Annotated in this window: 14 protein-coding genes; 4 read left to right on the top strand and 10 right to left on the bottom strand. The window is 66.6% G+C overall.

Annotation, left to right across the window (positions count from 1 at the left end; translation table 11 throughout):
- Positions 1–53: 53 nt before the first annotated feature.
- The gene (locus ACWPWO_RS12995; RefSeq protein ID WP_454006930.1) at positions 54–470 is read right to left on the bottom strand and encodes a YidB family protein; all 417 of its coding nucleotides are present in this window, start codon (positions 468–470) and stop codon (positions 54–56) included.
- 228 nt (positions 471–698) lie between these two features.
- On the opposite strand from ACWPWO_RS12995, the gene ACWPWO_RS13000 reads away from it, so the two are divergent.
- Positions 699–1,619, top strand: a complete 921-nt coding sequence (locus ACWPWO_RS13000) for a delta(1)-pyrroline-2-carboxylate reductase family protein (RefSeq protein ID WP_454006931.1) — start codon at positions 699–701, stop codon at positions 1,617–1,619.
- Positions 1,620–1,699: 80 nt separating this feature from the next.
- Positions 1,700–2,464 (top strand): flagellar brake protein, encoded by a 765-nt coding sequence (locus tag ACWPWO_RS13005; protein WP_454006932.1) that lies wholly within the window; start codon positions 1,700–1,702, stop codon positions 2,462–2,464.
- A 4-nt stretch (positions 2,465–2,468) separates the two neighbouring features.
- Here the strand turns inward: ACWPWO_RS13005 and ACWPWO_RS13010 are convergent, their stop codons facing one another.
- Positions 2,469–3,077 (bottom strand): nucleotidyltransferase family protein, encoded by a 609-nt coding sequence (locus tag ACWPWO_RS13010; protein ID WP_454006933.1) that lies wholly within the window; start codon positions 3,075–3,077, stop codon positions 2,469–2,471.
- Positions 3,078–3,301: 224 nt separating this feature from the next.
- On the opposite strand from ACWPWO_RS13010, the gene ACWPWO_RS13015 reads away from it, so the two are divergent.
- The gene (locus ACWPWO_RS13015; RefSeq protein WP_454006934.1) at positions 3,302–4,246 is read left to right on the top strand and encodes an Rpn family recombination-promoting nuclease/putative transposase; all 945 of its coding nucleotides are present in this window, start codon (positions 3,302–3,304) and stop codon (positions 4,244–4,246) included.
- A gap of 96 nt (positions 4,247–4,342) precedes the next feature.
- Here ACWPWO_RS13015 and ACWPWO_RS13020 read toward each other — a convergent pair whose 3' ends face one another.
- From ACWPWO_RS13020 to ACWPWO_RS13035, 4 genes are all read right to left on the bottom strand, one after another.
- Positions 4,343–4,993: an N-carbamoylsarcosine amidohydrolase gene (locus ACWPWO_RS13020; protein WP_454006935.1), complete on the bottom strand. Its 651-nt coding sequence runs from the start codon at positions 4,991–4,993 to the stop codon at positions 4,343–4,345.
- Positions 4,953–6,005: a 2,5-dihydroxypyridine 5,6-dioxygenase gene (locus ACWPWO_RS13025; protein ID WP_454006936.1), complete on the bottom strand. Its 1,053-nt coding sequence runs from the start codon at positions 6,003–6,005 to the stop codon at positions 4,953–4,955. Before ACWPWO_RS13025 ends, ACWPWO_RS13020 begins: the two co-directional genes overlap by 41 nt.
- Positions 6,006–6,116: 111 nt before the next feature.
- Positions 6,117–6,941, bottom strand: coding sequence for an alpha/beta fold hydrolase (locus ACWPWO_RS13030; RefSeq protein WP_454006937.1), 825 nt, complete (start codon positions 6,939–6,941; stop codon positions 6,117–6,119).
- A gap of 2 nt (positions 6,942–6,943) precedes the next feature.
- A complete protein-coding gene (locus ACWPWO_RS13035) occupies positions 6,944–7,906 on the bottom strand; it encodes an amidohydrolase family protein (RefSeq protein WP_454007491.1) in 963 nt (320 codons plus the stop codon).
- A gap of 285 nt (positions 7,907–8,191) precedes the next feature.
- Here ACWPWO_RS13035 and ACWPWO_RS13040 point away from each other — a divergent pair, with 285 nt between their 5' ends.
- Positions 8,192–8,752 carry a MarR family winged helix-turn-helix transcriptional regulator gene (locus ACWPWO_RS13040; protein ID WP_394061636.1) on the top strand — a complete coding sequence of 187 codons (561 nt, stop codon included), beginning with the start codon at positions 8,192–8,194 and terminating at the stop codon, positions 8,750–8,752.
- 33 nt (positions 8,753–8,785) lie between these two features.
- On the opposite strand, the gene ACWPWO_RS13045 is transcribed toward ACWPWO_RS13040, so the two are convergent.
- Genes ACWPWO_RS13045 through ACWPWO_RS13060 form a run of 4 tightly spaced genes read right to left on the bottom strand, consistent with a single transcriptional unit; the run spans position 8,786 to position 13,626 of the window.
- Positions 8,786–9,562: an ABC transporter ATP-binding protein gene (locus tag ACWPWO_RS13045; protein WP_454006938.1), complete on the bottom strand. Its 777-nt coding sequence runs from the start codon at positions 9,560–9,562 to the stop codon at positions 8,786–8,788.
- Entirely contained in the window at positions 9,559–10,566 is a 1,008-nt protein-coding gene (locus tag ACWPWO_RS13050) for a FecCD family ABC transporter permease (protein WP_454006939.1), read from the bottom strand. The genes ACWPWO_RS13045 and ACWPWO_RS13050 overlap by 4 nt, the downstream gene beginning before the upstream one ends.
- Positions 10,563–11,633, bottom strand: a complete 1,071-nt coding sequence (locus ACWPWO_RS13055; protein WP_454006940.1) for an ABC transporter substrate-binding protein — start codon at positions 11,631–11,633, stop codon at positions 10,563–10,565. The genes ACWPWO_RS13050 and ACWPWO_RS13055 overlap by 4 nt, the downstream gene beginning before the upstream one ends.
- A gap of 37 nt (positions 11,634–11,670) precedes the next feature.
- Positions 11,671–13,626 (bottom strand): TonB-dependent receptor plug domain-containing protein, encoded by a 1,956-nt coding sequence (locus ACWPWO_RS13060; RefSeq protein WP_454006941.1) that lies wholly within the window; start codon positions 13,624–13,626, stop codon positions 11,671–11,673.
- Between the last annotated feature and the right edge of the window lies 1 nt (position 13,627).

The following is a 13,627-nucleotide window of genomic DNA, read 5'->3' on the forward strand; positions in this document are numbered from 1 at the left end:
AAAAAGGCGCCCCTCCGGTCTGGAGGGGCGCCTTTTTCTTGATACGTGAAAGATCAGCTCTTGCGGAACAATTGCGTCAGCCCGCCCAGCAGGCTGTTGACGTCCGTCAGGTGAGACGGATCGAAATGGCCGTTCGGGCTGGCCTGGTCGATCAGGGAAGGCAGCATGACCTTGAGGTTCTCCAGCACGGTCTGCTGGCTCAGGCCCGACAGGCTGACCAGCTTTTCGATGGCGGGAGCGCCCATGACGCTCGCCAGGTCCTGCTCGCCGATGGCCTTGTTTTCGCCTTGGGACAGCCAGGACGACACCACGTCGGCAAAACCGCCTTCGCGAAAGCGCTCGATCAAACCGGCCAGGCCGCCGGGATAGGTGCTGACCACCTGGATCAAGGCCGGCAGCAGCTCTCCCTGCACCTTGGAATGCGGGTCCGCCGACGACAAGGCCGACACCACGGAATTGAGCAAGCCCATTTTTCTTTTCTCCCCAAATACAGCAGCCCGCCAGGACAGGCGCAGGCCTCACCCCCAATTATGCCGCGACGGGCGCGCCCTTGGGGCGAAAAACTGTCAAGCCCGGTGAAGAGACCTAGGGTGAATCCGGGTGAGCCCGATCTTGCCCGGCGCAGGCGCTGGGCTACACTGGTCGGCATGACGCCCGGGCGCCGCCGCGCCGGCGGCCCACCTTGACGGAGACCTGCAATGAACCTGACCCCTTCTTCAGTCCTGTCCGCGGAAGACACCGCCCGCTGCCTGCCCTACCCCGAGCTGGTCGCCTGCCTGGGCAAGGCGATGGCCGAACATGCAGCCGGCAGGATCCTGGCTCCGGAGCGGCAGGTGCTGAATTACCCGCAGGGCGGACAGATGCTCTCCATGCCGGCCGTGGCGCACGATGTGGGCGTGCACAAGCTCGCCAACGTCATGCCCGACAATCCGGCCCTGGGCCTGCCCTCCATCCTGGCCCTGGTCGCGGTCTACGACGCGCGCACCGGCCAGACGCTGGCCCTGCTGGACGGTCCCACCGTCACGGTGCGACGCACCGCCGCCGTATCCATGCTGGGCATACAGGCGCTCTGGCCGCAAGGGCCGACGCACGTGGCCACCCTGGGCTGCGGCCGCCAGGCCCTGGGCCATGCCGACGCCATCCTGACGCTGTATCCCAACGCCCGCGTCACCCTGACGTGCCGCAATCCGTCCCGGGCGGAACAGGCCGTGGCCGGCCTGCGCGAGCGTCATGGCGGCCGCGTCCGCCTGACCAGGGACCTGCCCGCCGACGCGGACGTGGTGATCGCCCTGACCGGGAGCCTGACGCCCGTCTATCACGAAGAAGCCCGGCTGGAACGCCTGCTGATCGGAGTGGGCGCGTTCCGCGCCGACATGGCCGAGTTCGAACCGCGTACCCTGCATGCCAGCCGCCTGTACGTCGATGACCTGAACGGCGCCCGCCACGAAGCGGGCGACCTGCTGCAGGCCCAGGTGGACTGGGACCAGGTCCAGGGCATCCACCAGGTGCTGCGCTCGCCGGCGCCCAGGGACAAACCCTTCTTCTTCAAGTCGGTAGGCTGCGCTGCCTGGGATCTGGCCGCGGCGCGCTGCGCCTTGCAAATAGCGGAATCCGGCTGATTTTTCGCTGTTTATCAATTCTTTAAGACATGTCCTAAAGCGGGCAAGAATGTTAATCTGGCGGCTGTCCCCGACCACTGATGACTTTTCTTGTCCGCAGCGCAATGACTTCCTCGCACCATCCCCATGACGACGATCCCTACCGGATCCAGTCCCGATTTGAGATCCTGCGCATCCTGCGGGCCATCAAGAGCAGCGGCTTGCTGCTGCACATGGAAGCGGGCCAGGGAGACACCAGCATCGTCACGACCATCCTGGAGATAGACCCGGACAGCAACATCATCGTCATCGACACGGCCAACAAGCAAGAGCAGACCCGCCGTCTGCTGCAATCCGAACACGTCAACTTCGAGACGTCCGTGGACAAGGTCAAGATCACTTTCCAGGCCCCGACCCCGGAAGTCGCTTCCTTCGAAGGCCAGCCCGCCCTCGCCATTCCCATCCCGGAATCCATACGGCGCCTGCAGCGGCGCGAGTACCTCCGCGTCAATGTGCCGCTGAGCGAGCCGGCCATGGTCACCTTGCGACTGAACAATCAAAGCCAGAGCTTTCGCCTGCACGACATCAGCGGCGGCGGCCTGTCCCTGGTGGATGAATCCATGGACATGCCCGAGCCGATCGGCACGCATTACGCCCAATCCCTGCTGGAATTGCCGGATACCGGCTCCTTCCTGGTCGCCCTGGAGGTCGCGCGCACGGAAAAACAGGAGCTTCCCAACGGCAAGCAGATCCAGCGCCTGGGCTGCACCTTCATCGACCTGCCCGGCTCCCCCCAGACCGCCATCCAGAACTACATTGCCCGCCTGGAGCGCCAGCAGATCGCCAAGCAGCGCGGTCACGCCTGAGCAGTCAGGACAGCGACGGATCCAGGTCGGCCGGCACGTCCACATCCCGCAACACGCCCGCATCGGTCACGGCCACCCAGGCCGTGTCCTGCCTGTGCGCCTGCAAAAGGCCCCGAGCTCCCTCGGCATCGGACAACGCCAGCAATTCTCCGCGCCACCCGACCCCGAGCCCGACCGGATTGCCGGGCTGCCCGTCCACGACCGGCCGCACCAGGCCGGCGCCATGACGCAAGGCGCCAGCCAGAGCCGCCAAAGTTCGCGCCTGCACCCAGGGCATGTCGGCCAGCAGCACCAGCCACCCGCAGGCGGGCGAACTGGCCTGCACGCCGGCCTTCACAGTGACTCCCATGCCGCGCGCAGCCTGTTCAGCGCGCACGAAGCGCAGCGCCAGTCCGTCCAGCTCCTGGCGCAGTTCGGCCTCGTGCAGATCGCAGACCACCACGACCTCGTCCAATACCTCCAGCGCCGTCTCGCAGACCCGCCGCAGCACCGTCACCCCGTCCGCCATGGGCGCCAGCAGCTTGAGCTGACGTCCCGACGGATCGAACCGCCGGCCCAGCCCGGCCGCCAGCACCAGCCCCGTTACTCCCTGAACTCGTTCAACGCCTGTCATTGCCGCTCCTTGTCCGCGTCTTGACGCGTCGGCCCTGCCTATTCCGAGCCACGCTCGGCACTGCCGCTAGGGTAGCGGCAAAGCCGCGTTCGCGACAGCCCTTGCCGTTGACAGTATGAGCCGGCCGCAATACTACGCTGGATAAACACTTGATCAACCGGCTGTTCTGACGGAAGCAATCAGTCATGCTGGTTCCTGGACTCCACTCCTCCAGGAACCCATCCATGACCCGGTACGACACCTTCTATCGCAGCCTGCTCGACGAGCCTCTGGTGCTGCACGACTTCATCGCCCACTGCCTGCCCGCCGAGCTGGGCGAACGCATCGAGCAGGAATCGCTGCAGGCCTTGAACACCCTCTTCGCCCATGCCGATCGACCCACACGCCAGGCCGACATGGCCTGGCGCCTGACTCTGGACGGCGGCCAGAACATGCTGCTCTTGCTGGAGCACCAATCGCGCAGCGACCGCTCCATGGCACTGCGCATGCGCAGCTACGCCGCTCTGCTGCACGAGCAGCATCAGCATCGCCAGCCAAATACGCCCTTGCCGCCCATCCTGCCCGTGGTGCTGCACACGGGCGATGCGCCCTGGAGCGCGGCTTGCGACATGCAGACGCTCATGACCGATACGCCGCCGTGGCTGCAGCGCTACAACCCCTCGCAAGCTTTCCTGCTGATTGAACAAAAACAACTGCTTCTGAACCAGTCCCTGCCGCCCGAAGCCATCATCACCCAAATCTTCCGCCTGCAGCATCTGCAAAGCATGGACGAGCTGCGGGACTGTCTGCACACTATTGCCAAGCTGACCCATCCCGTTGAACATGCTCGGCTGCGCCGACTGCTGAGCAGCTGGGTCCAGCACGTGGTGCTGCCCCTGCACCTGCCCCATCTGGACACCCCCCTGATCCATACTTTCGAGGAGATCGACGCCATGATCAATTACGAGGAACGCAACTGGGAACTGCGCTGGATGAAACAAGGCCTGGAACAAGGCCGACAAGAAGGCCGAGCACTGTTGCAGAGCCAGTTGAAACACCGATTCGGTTCCGTGGATGCCGAAGCACAGCGCCGCATTGAAACGGCAGCGCCAAATCAACTGGAACAATGGGCCTTGAACCTGCTCGACGCCCAAAGCCTGGAACAGGTATTTCAAGGGACAGGCAGATAAAAAAAAACCCCGGAAGCCATCCAGCTCCCGGGGGCACGTGTCCGACGGCCCGCCCCCAAGCGGCAGGCCGTCGAAACCCTTACGCGGCCCTCGCCCTTACAGGCCCAGCAGCGCCATCGCCTCCTGGCGCGTGGCCACCGTCGCGTACTTCTGGCGCATGTCGAACAGGTTCGCCTCGTGCGGGCCCAGCGCCCGGTCGCCCACGCAGTCCGACACCACCAGCGGGCGAAAGCCCAGCTGCATCGCATCGACCACGCTGGCGCGCACGCAGCCGCTGGTCACCGCCCCGGCCACCAGCAGCGTCTTGACCCCGCGCTGGGTCAGCCACGCCGCCAGCGACGTGCCGAAGAACGCCGAGGGCACGTTCTTGCGCACCACCAGCTCGCCCGGCGCCGGCGTCAACTCCGGCACGATCTGGCTGTTGGGCTCGTTCTCCAGCAACCCCAGCATCCCCGGCACCTTGATGCTGAAGATGTTGTGATCCGCCCCGTCATCCGCGTACACGATGCGCGAGTGCGCCACCGGCCAGCCCTGCGCGCGCGCCGTGGCCAGCAGATGCTGCGTGTTCTCGATCGCCTGCGGGATGTTCCCGCCCCCGAACACCGCCGGGTCCGCAAAACCGTTGACCAGGTCGATGATCAGCAGCCCGTACGGCGCCTGCGGCTCCAGCTGCGCCCCGAAACCCTGCTGGGCGTATACCGCCCCTTCACTCGTACTCACCCACGCCTCCGTCCAGTACCTTGCCATCGCGCACCACAGCGCGCCCGTCCAGGCTCACCGTGCAGTGGCGCAGCGGAATATCAATGTGGCAGGCCGTGGTGCGAGCGCCCCCGGCCTCGTTGTTCGGCCCCAAGGAAAACAGGAAGTTGCCCTCGAAGGCCCGCGCATCCATCCCGATCGTGTTCTCGCGCGAGTACAGCCCCAGCGTGGACCAGTGGCAGCGCGGCTGCAGGCCCCAGCCGATGTGCGAGATCGCGTAGCCTTCCGGATCGTTGAAGGACTTCATGTACTCGTCCAGCAGCTCGGCCTCCACCCCGCCCTCGATCCGGGTCGCGTAGCCGTTCTCCACCGTCAGGACGATCCGCTCGGTCGAGTACTTCTTCTGCGGCAGCAGGATGTCGCCCTTGTCGATCACGATCGTGCCGTTCGAGCCGCCCTCGTTGGGCCAGGTCAGCACGAAACCGCTGGGCCAGTGGTCCCAGCGTCCCGGCTCGTCCACGAAGCCGTACTCGCGGATCGCCGGGAACTCGCCCAGCGCGCAGCGCAGGTCCGTGCCCGCCGGCGAGGTGATGCTCATTTCCTTGGCCGCCTTGATCAGCTGCGCGGCCGCCGTCACCCGCGCCCGGTCCGCTTCGGTGGGCACCGTGCGCACCAGGATCTCGGGCGGCTCGACCGCCAGCAGGATCTTGGTGCCCGACTTCAGGATGTCGATCTGCTCGGGCGAGAACAGCAGCGTCATCAGGTCCAGCACCAGGTCGCTGGCCTTGAGCGCGGCAATGGCCGCCTCTTTGCCGGTCAGCGGCGTGGTGCCCAGATAGGCCAGCGAGTCGCGGCTGAGCGCCTTGTCGGCGTTGACCGGCAGCAGGTCCAGCCGGTTGACCACCGCGCCCATGGACTGGGCCGCGATCTGGGCGCACTGCAGCGTCTGCGGGTGCGTGCTCGAGCTGGTCAGCAGCGTCACCGTCTGACCCGCCTCCAGCTTGGACAGGCGCAGCACTTCCTGCCAGGCTTCGATAAGTTGATAATCACTGACTGCCATACTCTGTCTCCTTGTGAAGTAATCCGGCCCCAGGCTGGCGCTGCTCCGTCACCATGCGGAGGCGCCGTTGGCGCGTGGCCATGATGGGCCGCCGCAGCGGCCCGGTATCCGTCACGCCAGCGGCCGGCCCAGAAAATCGCCGAAGGCGGCGTAAAAGCCGGCCTCGTTGTCCCAGGGGATCATGTGGCCCGCATCGGGGACGCGCACATGCTGCACGCTTTTTGCCAGTTGCTGGATCTCGGCCACGTCCTCGTCGCGCACCACGTCGCCGCGCTCGGCGGTCATCAGCAAGGCGGGGACGGTCAGATGCGGCAGGTCCGCATGGACGTCATCCGTATGGAAGCCCTCGAAGCTGGCCAGGATGGCCGGCTCGTGGCAGGTGTGCAGCCACTGGGCGCGCAGTTGCAGCTGCTCCTCGGTCCAGGTCGGGCAGAAGACGCGCATGTCCTCGGCCGTGCAGCCCTTGCGGGCCATGGCCATGGAGTCCACGTACCAGGGCAGCTTGGCGGGATAGGCGCGGCGTCCCGGACCCGATACGGGCGGGTCCACCATGACCAGGCGCTCCAGGCCCCGGCTGTTCTTGCGCGCGGCGCGCAACCCGATGCGCGCCCCCATGGAGTGCCCGACCACGATGTAGCGCTCCAGGCCCAGCGCCTGCGCCAGGGCGATCAGGTCGTCGGCCTGGGCGTCCAGGCTGTAGTCCATGCCTTGCGCGGCTTCACTCAGGCCGCGGCCGCGCACGTCCTGGATGTAGGTGTCGAAGTGCCGACCGAACTGCTCGCCGACAAAACCCCAGGTCACCGCCGGGCTGGTGATGCCGGGCACGATGATGACGGCCGGACGCTGATCGCGCCCCTCGCCCGCGCCCCCATAGCGCAGATAATGCTGGCGTATGCCATTGGCATGGACATGGCCGCCGTACAGGTATTGGCTCATGCTCAGCTCCGGTCCAGCTTGAACAGGCGCGCGGCGTTACCATAGCAGACCAGCTCGCGCGTCTTGTCGTCCATGGGTGCGGCTTCGATGAAGTCCGCAGCGATCTCGGTGGATTCGTACGGGTAGTCCACCGAGAACAGCACGGCCTCGGCGCCCATCTCGCCGATGGCGCCCATCAGCGTCGGAGCGGAGCAGACGCCCGAGGTCGTGATCAGGATATTGCTGCCTATGTATTCGGACGGCTTGCGCTTCAGGGTGACGCCGTGCGGATAGACGGCGAAGCGGCTGTCGTAGCGCCAGCGCTGGAAAGGCAGGCCCTCGCCCATGTGACCCAGGATCAGCTTGACCTCCGGGCAGCGGTCGAACACGCCGCCGAACAGCATGCGCAGCGCATGCGTGCCGGTCTCCACGCCCCAGCCCCAGGTCGCGCCGGCCAGCTCGGGATGGCCCGAATAGGCATGCGGCATCTGGTAGGAATCGAAGGGATGCAGGTAGAACGGCACATCCAGCTTCTGGACGGTTTCCCAGAACCCGTCGTAGGCACGGTCGTCGTAGTACACGCCATGCGTGTGGCCGTTGACCAGGGCGCCTTTCAGGCCCAGGTCCTGGACGGCGCGGGTCAGCTCCTGCGCGGCGGCGGCCGGGTCCTGCATGGGCAGCGTGGCGAAGCCGCCCAGACGATCCGGATGGCGGGCGATCTGCTGCGCCAGGAAATCATTGTTCTGGCGGGAGCGCTCGATGGCGACCGAAACATCCTTCTCCGCCTGCACGCCGGGGCCGGTCTGGGACAGCACCACATATTCGATGCCGGCCTTGTCCATGATCTCCAGGCGCTGGGCGTCGAAGTCGTGCAGCCGGGCCATCAGTTCACGCGCATCGGCGCTGTCGATGTGCTTGACGAAAGCCTTCGAGTAATCCTCGAAACCGACGGCGTTGAAGTGCTCCTCCAGTGCTATTTTTGGAATACGTTTCGCCGTATATCTTCCCTAAATTATTGATTTACATAAGGTCAATGCCTTGACCCCCCAACAATATCTATCAGTATGCTGATTATTTTTGTTTTCAGCAAGTCGGGAAATCACATATACTTCGGAGCATGGACAGCGCCCTTGGAAACGAATACAAAGTTGAAATCCGGGGCCTGCCGCCGCAGCCGTAGCCCCGCTTTCCTTGTACCCGCCGACCCTGCCGCCTTACCCTCCGCAGGTCGTCCCGCCCGCCGTCCCGCACAACGGCTGGCCACTCAATCGATGACTGACTTATCCATGAAGAATCACGCCGAGTTAAAGCAAGAAGAACGACTGGAGGCCAACGAGGCCGAGATCCTGGGTCCGGTGGAAGAAGAGAACGCCGAACTGTACCGGCGCAAGCTGTGGTCGCGTCCGGGGTTCCTGGTGCGCCGGCTGAACCAGATCCACTACGCCATGTTCTACGAAGAGTGCAAGAGCGACATCACGCCCGTGCAGCACGGCGTGCTGTCGGTGCTCATGGGCTCGCCCTGGCTGGACCAGACCACCATAGGCTACGAACTGGGCCTGGACCGCACCACCTCGGCCGACGTCATACGCCGGCTGGAAGAAAAAGGGCTGCTGGCCCGGCGCGTCAACCCGGACGACCGCCGTTCACGCCAGACCTACATCACCGAAGCGGGCCTGGCCGTCATGCAGGAGCTGAGCGCGGGCATGAACCGCGCCCAGGAACGCCTGCTCGATCCCCTGACCGGCAAGCAGCGCCAGACTTTCATGGCCATGCTGACCAAGGTCGTGGAACACAACAATCAATACGGCCGCGCCGCGCTGAAGAATATGTAAGAACCTGTCCAGGGCCGGGCCGCCTGCGGCGGCTCAAACGTCCTGCCAGGCCTGCCCGTACCAGTCGGGCAGCTCGAAGGCGCGCTCCGGCAACTGGTACAACTGGCGCAGCCGTCCGCGGCTCAACATCGCACGCGGTTCGCCCTGCGCCACTATCCCCCCATCCCTGTACAACACCACCCAGTCGGCCGCGCGCGCGGCATGCTCGGGCTGATGAGTGCACATGAGCACGCCCAACCCTTCGCCGCGCAGGTGCGCGACCTGCTCCAGCACACGCACCTGATTGGCGAAATCCAGGCTGGAAGCCGGCTCGTCCATGATCAGGAAGCGGGAACGCTGGGCCAGCGCCCGCGCGATCAAGGCCAGTTGTCGCTCGCCGCCTCTGATGCGGTCCAGGCGGCTGCGCGCCAGAGACTCGATGCCCAGGCGTTCCAGGCAGGCCATGGCCCATTGGCGCTCGGGCGCGCCGGGTTGCGCAAACCAGGGCAGTCCGCTGGCGCAGCCCAGCAATACCCATTGCTCGACCGTGAAGGAGAAAGGCGGATCCTGCGCCTGCGGCACATAGGCCAATTGGCGCGCCAGGGCCGCCCTTCCCCAGGCATCCAGCGCCCGCCCGCCGACCCGCACCGTCCCGCCCAGCGGCGGCTGCAAGCCCAGCAAGGTGCGCAGCAGAGTGGACTTGCCGCTGCCATTGGGCCCGAGCAGGCATACGACCTGGCCGGCCCGGACCTCCAGGTCCAGGCCGCTGGCCACGACCCGCCGACCGTAGCCCACGGCCAGGCCCATGGCCTGTATCGCCTCCCTGTTCATGCCGGCCTCCCGCTGCGCGCCAGCAGGAGCAGGAAACCCGGCGCGCCCACCAGCGCGGTGAGCACGCCCAGCGGCAGTTCCAGCGTGCCCAGGCTGCGCGCCAGCGTATCGGCCAGGAGCAGAAAAGCCGCTCCCAGCACGATGCAGACCGGCAGGAGACGGGAAAAATCAGGGCCGGCCAGCAGACGCGCCATGTGCGGCACCAGCAGGCCCACCCAGCCTATGATGCCGGCCAGGGCGACGGAGACGGCCGTCATCAGGGTGGCGCAGACGATCAGGCCCAGGCGCAGCGCGGATACCGGCATGCCCAGCGAGCGCGCCTCGTCGTCCTGAAGGGCCAGCACATTGATGCGCCAGCGCAGCAGCCAGACCGGCAGCAGGCTGCACAGCACCATCAGGGCGGCCGGCAGGGTTTCGTGCGGGCGCACCGCGCTCAGCCCGCCCAGCAGCCAGAATGTCATGGACGGCAACTGCGAATACGGATCGGCCAGTATCTTGATCAGGGAAATGCCGGCGCCCAGCAAGGCGGCGGTGGCCATGCCGGCCAGCACCAGGACAAGAATGGGCGGATGCCGGCGCAGCCGGCGCGCCAGCGCAAGTACGCCGCCCACCGCCAGCAGCCCGCCTGCGAAAGCGGCCAGTTGCACGCCCAGCAAGGTGGCGTTCAGGAAGATGCCCAGCATCGCGCCCAGGCCCGCTCCGGACGATACCCCCAGGATGTCGGGCGACACCAGGGGATTGCGGAACATGGTCTGGTAGGCGGCGCCCGCCGCCGACAGGGCCGCGCCCACCAGCAGGGCCGCCGTGATGCGGGGCAGGCGCAGCCCCCATACCACCCGCGCGCCGTCGCCCGTCTCCCGCGCGCCGGCGCCCGCCGCCAGGGCGCGCAGCACCTGCCCGCCATCCAGCGGATAGGCGCCCTGCCCCAGGGCCAGAACGACCAGGACCGCCAGGACGAGCACCAGGCCCGACAGCAAGGCGCCATAGGACAGGCGCTCGATCATGCGCCCTCCTGCGCGGGGTCCTGACCCTGCAGCAGGCGTTCCATCTGCGCCTGCGTCAGGGCCATGCCGTAAAAGGAGGCATGGAAGGCGCGCAGATCCCGGATCATGCCCGGCACGGCGGCCGGACCGTCCAGCAAGGCGCTCAGCCAGATCAGGCCCGACAGGCGATTGATGCCGGGCGGACCGTCCAGCCAGCCGAAGGGCCAGGCCGGGACGCGATACAGCCGTCCTTCGCGTACAGCCTTCAATCGGTTCCATGGCGCCTGGCTGCGCGCGAGCTGGAAGAAAGCTTCATCCTGCGCGAACAGCATGTCCGGCTCCCAGGCCAGCAACTGCTCATGGGAAATCCGCCCGAGCCGATTGTCCTGGCGCGCATCGCCCATGACGGTCAGGCCGCACAGGCGCAGCACTTCGGTATGGATGGATTGTCCCAACCCCGTCTCCAGCCCGTCGCGGCCCCGCGCCAGGTAGGCCTTCAAGCCGCCGGCCCGCCCCGAGGCGGCCTGCCGGGCGCGGTCCAGCGCCATCCGGGCTTGCTCCGCCAGTCGCCGGCCCCGCGCCGCCTGCCCCAGCAGCAGGCCGGCCTGCTCCAGTTGGGCCGGGCTGTCCTGCAATCGTCCGCCCATGAGAACGTACGGGATGCCGGTCTGCTCCTGGACGGCGCGCGCGGCCGATTCGTAGAACGGGTTCACGTCGCCGATGTCCAGCACCAGGTCGGGCCGCAGGGCCAGCAAGCGCTCCAGGGACAAGGTGTTGCCCCGGCCGGCCAGGCGGCCGAGGTAGGGACGGTCCGATCCGGCCTGCCGCAGCAGGGCCTGGGCCGGCGGCGCGAGCTGAAAAGGCCAGCCCGCCAGGGTCTGGGGCGCCAGGCAATACCCCAGCACCGAGGCCGGCGGCCCGGCCGCGACCACGGTGCGCACCTGCGCGGGTTCGGGCAGGCGGCCCGCCGCCGTCATATGCAAAGATCCGGTTTCTTCGCGATCCGCAGCCCCGCCCGCCCAGGCCTTCAGGCCGGACGCCAGCGCTGGCAGGACCGCCAGGGTACGCAGCAGATGTCGACGATGCATCCCGTGTCCTCATTGAGCAAGCCCGCCTTGCAGCGGATCAGAAACGGTAGCTGCCGCCCACGAACCAGACGCGTCCGGGCATGGGATAGCCTTCCTTGTACTCATACAGCTTGTCGCCCAGGTTGCGCACGCCTGCCTCCAGCGTGACGGCGGAGCTGGGCCGCCATATGCCCTTCAGGCCCAGTACCGCAAAACCGGCGGTTCTCTCGAAGACCGGCTCGCCGCGCGCATCGGCATAGGAATAGTAGCGGCCGCTCTCGGTTTCCACCGTGCCCATGACTTCCCACTGCGCCGAGGGCGACCAGCTCAGATGGGCGAACAGCCGATGCGCGGGCGTGTCGACCAGCTTCACGTCCGGATCGGACTGGTTCCGGCGATTCAGGTAGGTGTAGGCCAGGCCGCCCGACCATTGTTCGGAAAAACGCTGCAGCAGGGACAGCTCCAGCCCCATCTGGCGCGCCCTGCCCACGTTGGCGGCCTGGTCGCAGAAACCCGCGGGACGGAACTTGTCGCAGCCGGGGGCCTGTATCACCGTGCTCTGGATCATGTCGCGCACCTGGCTGAGGAACAGGGCCGACTCCAGCTGCGCCCCTTCCCAGGGCTGGCCGCGCAGGCCCAGCTCATAATGGACGGCGTGCTCGGGTTTCAGGTCCGGGTTGGGCTTGGCATAGCCCAGGCGGCTGGAGTAACGATCCTTGATGGTCGGAAAGCGCGTCTTGTACGCCACGCTGCCGTAAATCTCCATCTGTTCGCTCCAGTCATGGGCCAGCTCCAGCAAGCCATTGGCGGCGTCGGCCGCGCCCGTTTCATAATCATGCGCCTCCTTGGCCTTGCGCCGTTCGTGGCTGGCGCCTGCGCGCAGGCGCCAGGCATCGCCCAGCGCGATGCGGTCCTCGAAAGCCAGCGAGGTCGTCACGTCCTTGTAGTGTTCCGTGCCCGTGGTCTTGGGATCGCGATGCGAATCTTCCTTGTAGTGGAAGGCGACGTGCAGGTCATGATTCCGCAGGCTGCGGTTGACCCACTCCACCGCCCCGCCGCGGGTCTTGTCCGTGTATTCGCTGGTCGGCCCGGTCAGGGCGGAATAGGTGGCGTCGCCGTACATGTCCAGCCCGTTGCTGTATTTGTCCTCGTACAGGCGGAACTTCAGGGTGTTGTTCGCGCCCATATCCGTGGTGCTCAGGAAATACAGGCTTTCCTTGTCCCAGTACGGCCAGCGCCAGTAGCGATTGCCCAGCTTGGCGTCCTTGACGCCGGTGTAGACGGGATTGTCCTTCCGCCCTTTCTGGTTCACGTAGCCGATCACGTATTCATCCGTGTCGTTGGGCGTGAAGCCCAGCTTGAAGGAAGCCTTCTTGTCCATCTGCGAGGCATTGCTGCGCATGTCGCCGGTATCCGTCGGCCTCGCCTTCCGATCCTGGAAGCCGCGCCCCAGCGGGAAGCTGCGGGCGTCGGCCCAGGACAGCCCGGCCTGCAGATACCATGCGCCCTGCTTGGTGCCCACGTTCAGCGCGGTATAACGCTGGTCGCCCGTGGCGTAGCCGGCGCGCACCTCGCCCTCGAATTCCTTGACGGGCTTGCGGGTCACCAGATTGATGGCGCCGCCCATGATGTTGGGACCGTACAGCAAGGATGCCGCCCCCTTGGCCACCCGGATCTCGCCCAGGTCGAAGGTGGTGAAACGGGAGAAGTCCACATAGCCGTCATAGGGCACGTACTGCGGGATGCCGTCCAGGAACAGCGGCACCTGACGGGAGTCGAAGCCGCGCACGAACACGGTCTGTTCGTTGCGCGGCCCGCCCGCCGACACATTCACGCCGGGCTGCACGCTGACGGCGGCGCCCACGTCGCGCAGGTCGTAGGCCCGCATCTGCGCCTGGCTGACGGAGCTCTCGCCCAGCGGCGCCTGCCGGTCGGCTCCCGAGCGCACCACCACCTTGCCCAACTGGAACACCTGCTCGCCCTCCTGCGCGCAGGCCGCTGAAATAGTCAGCATA

Source organism: Alcaligenes sp. Marseille-Q7550, assembly GCF_965112015.1.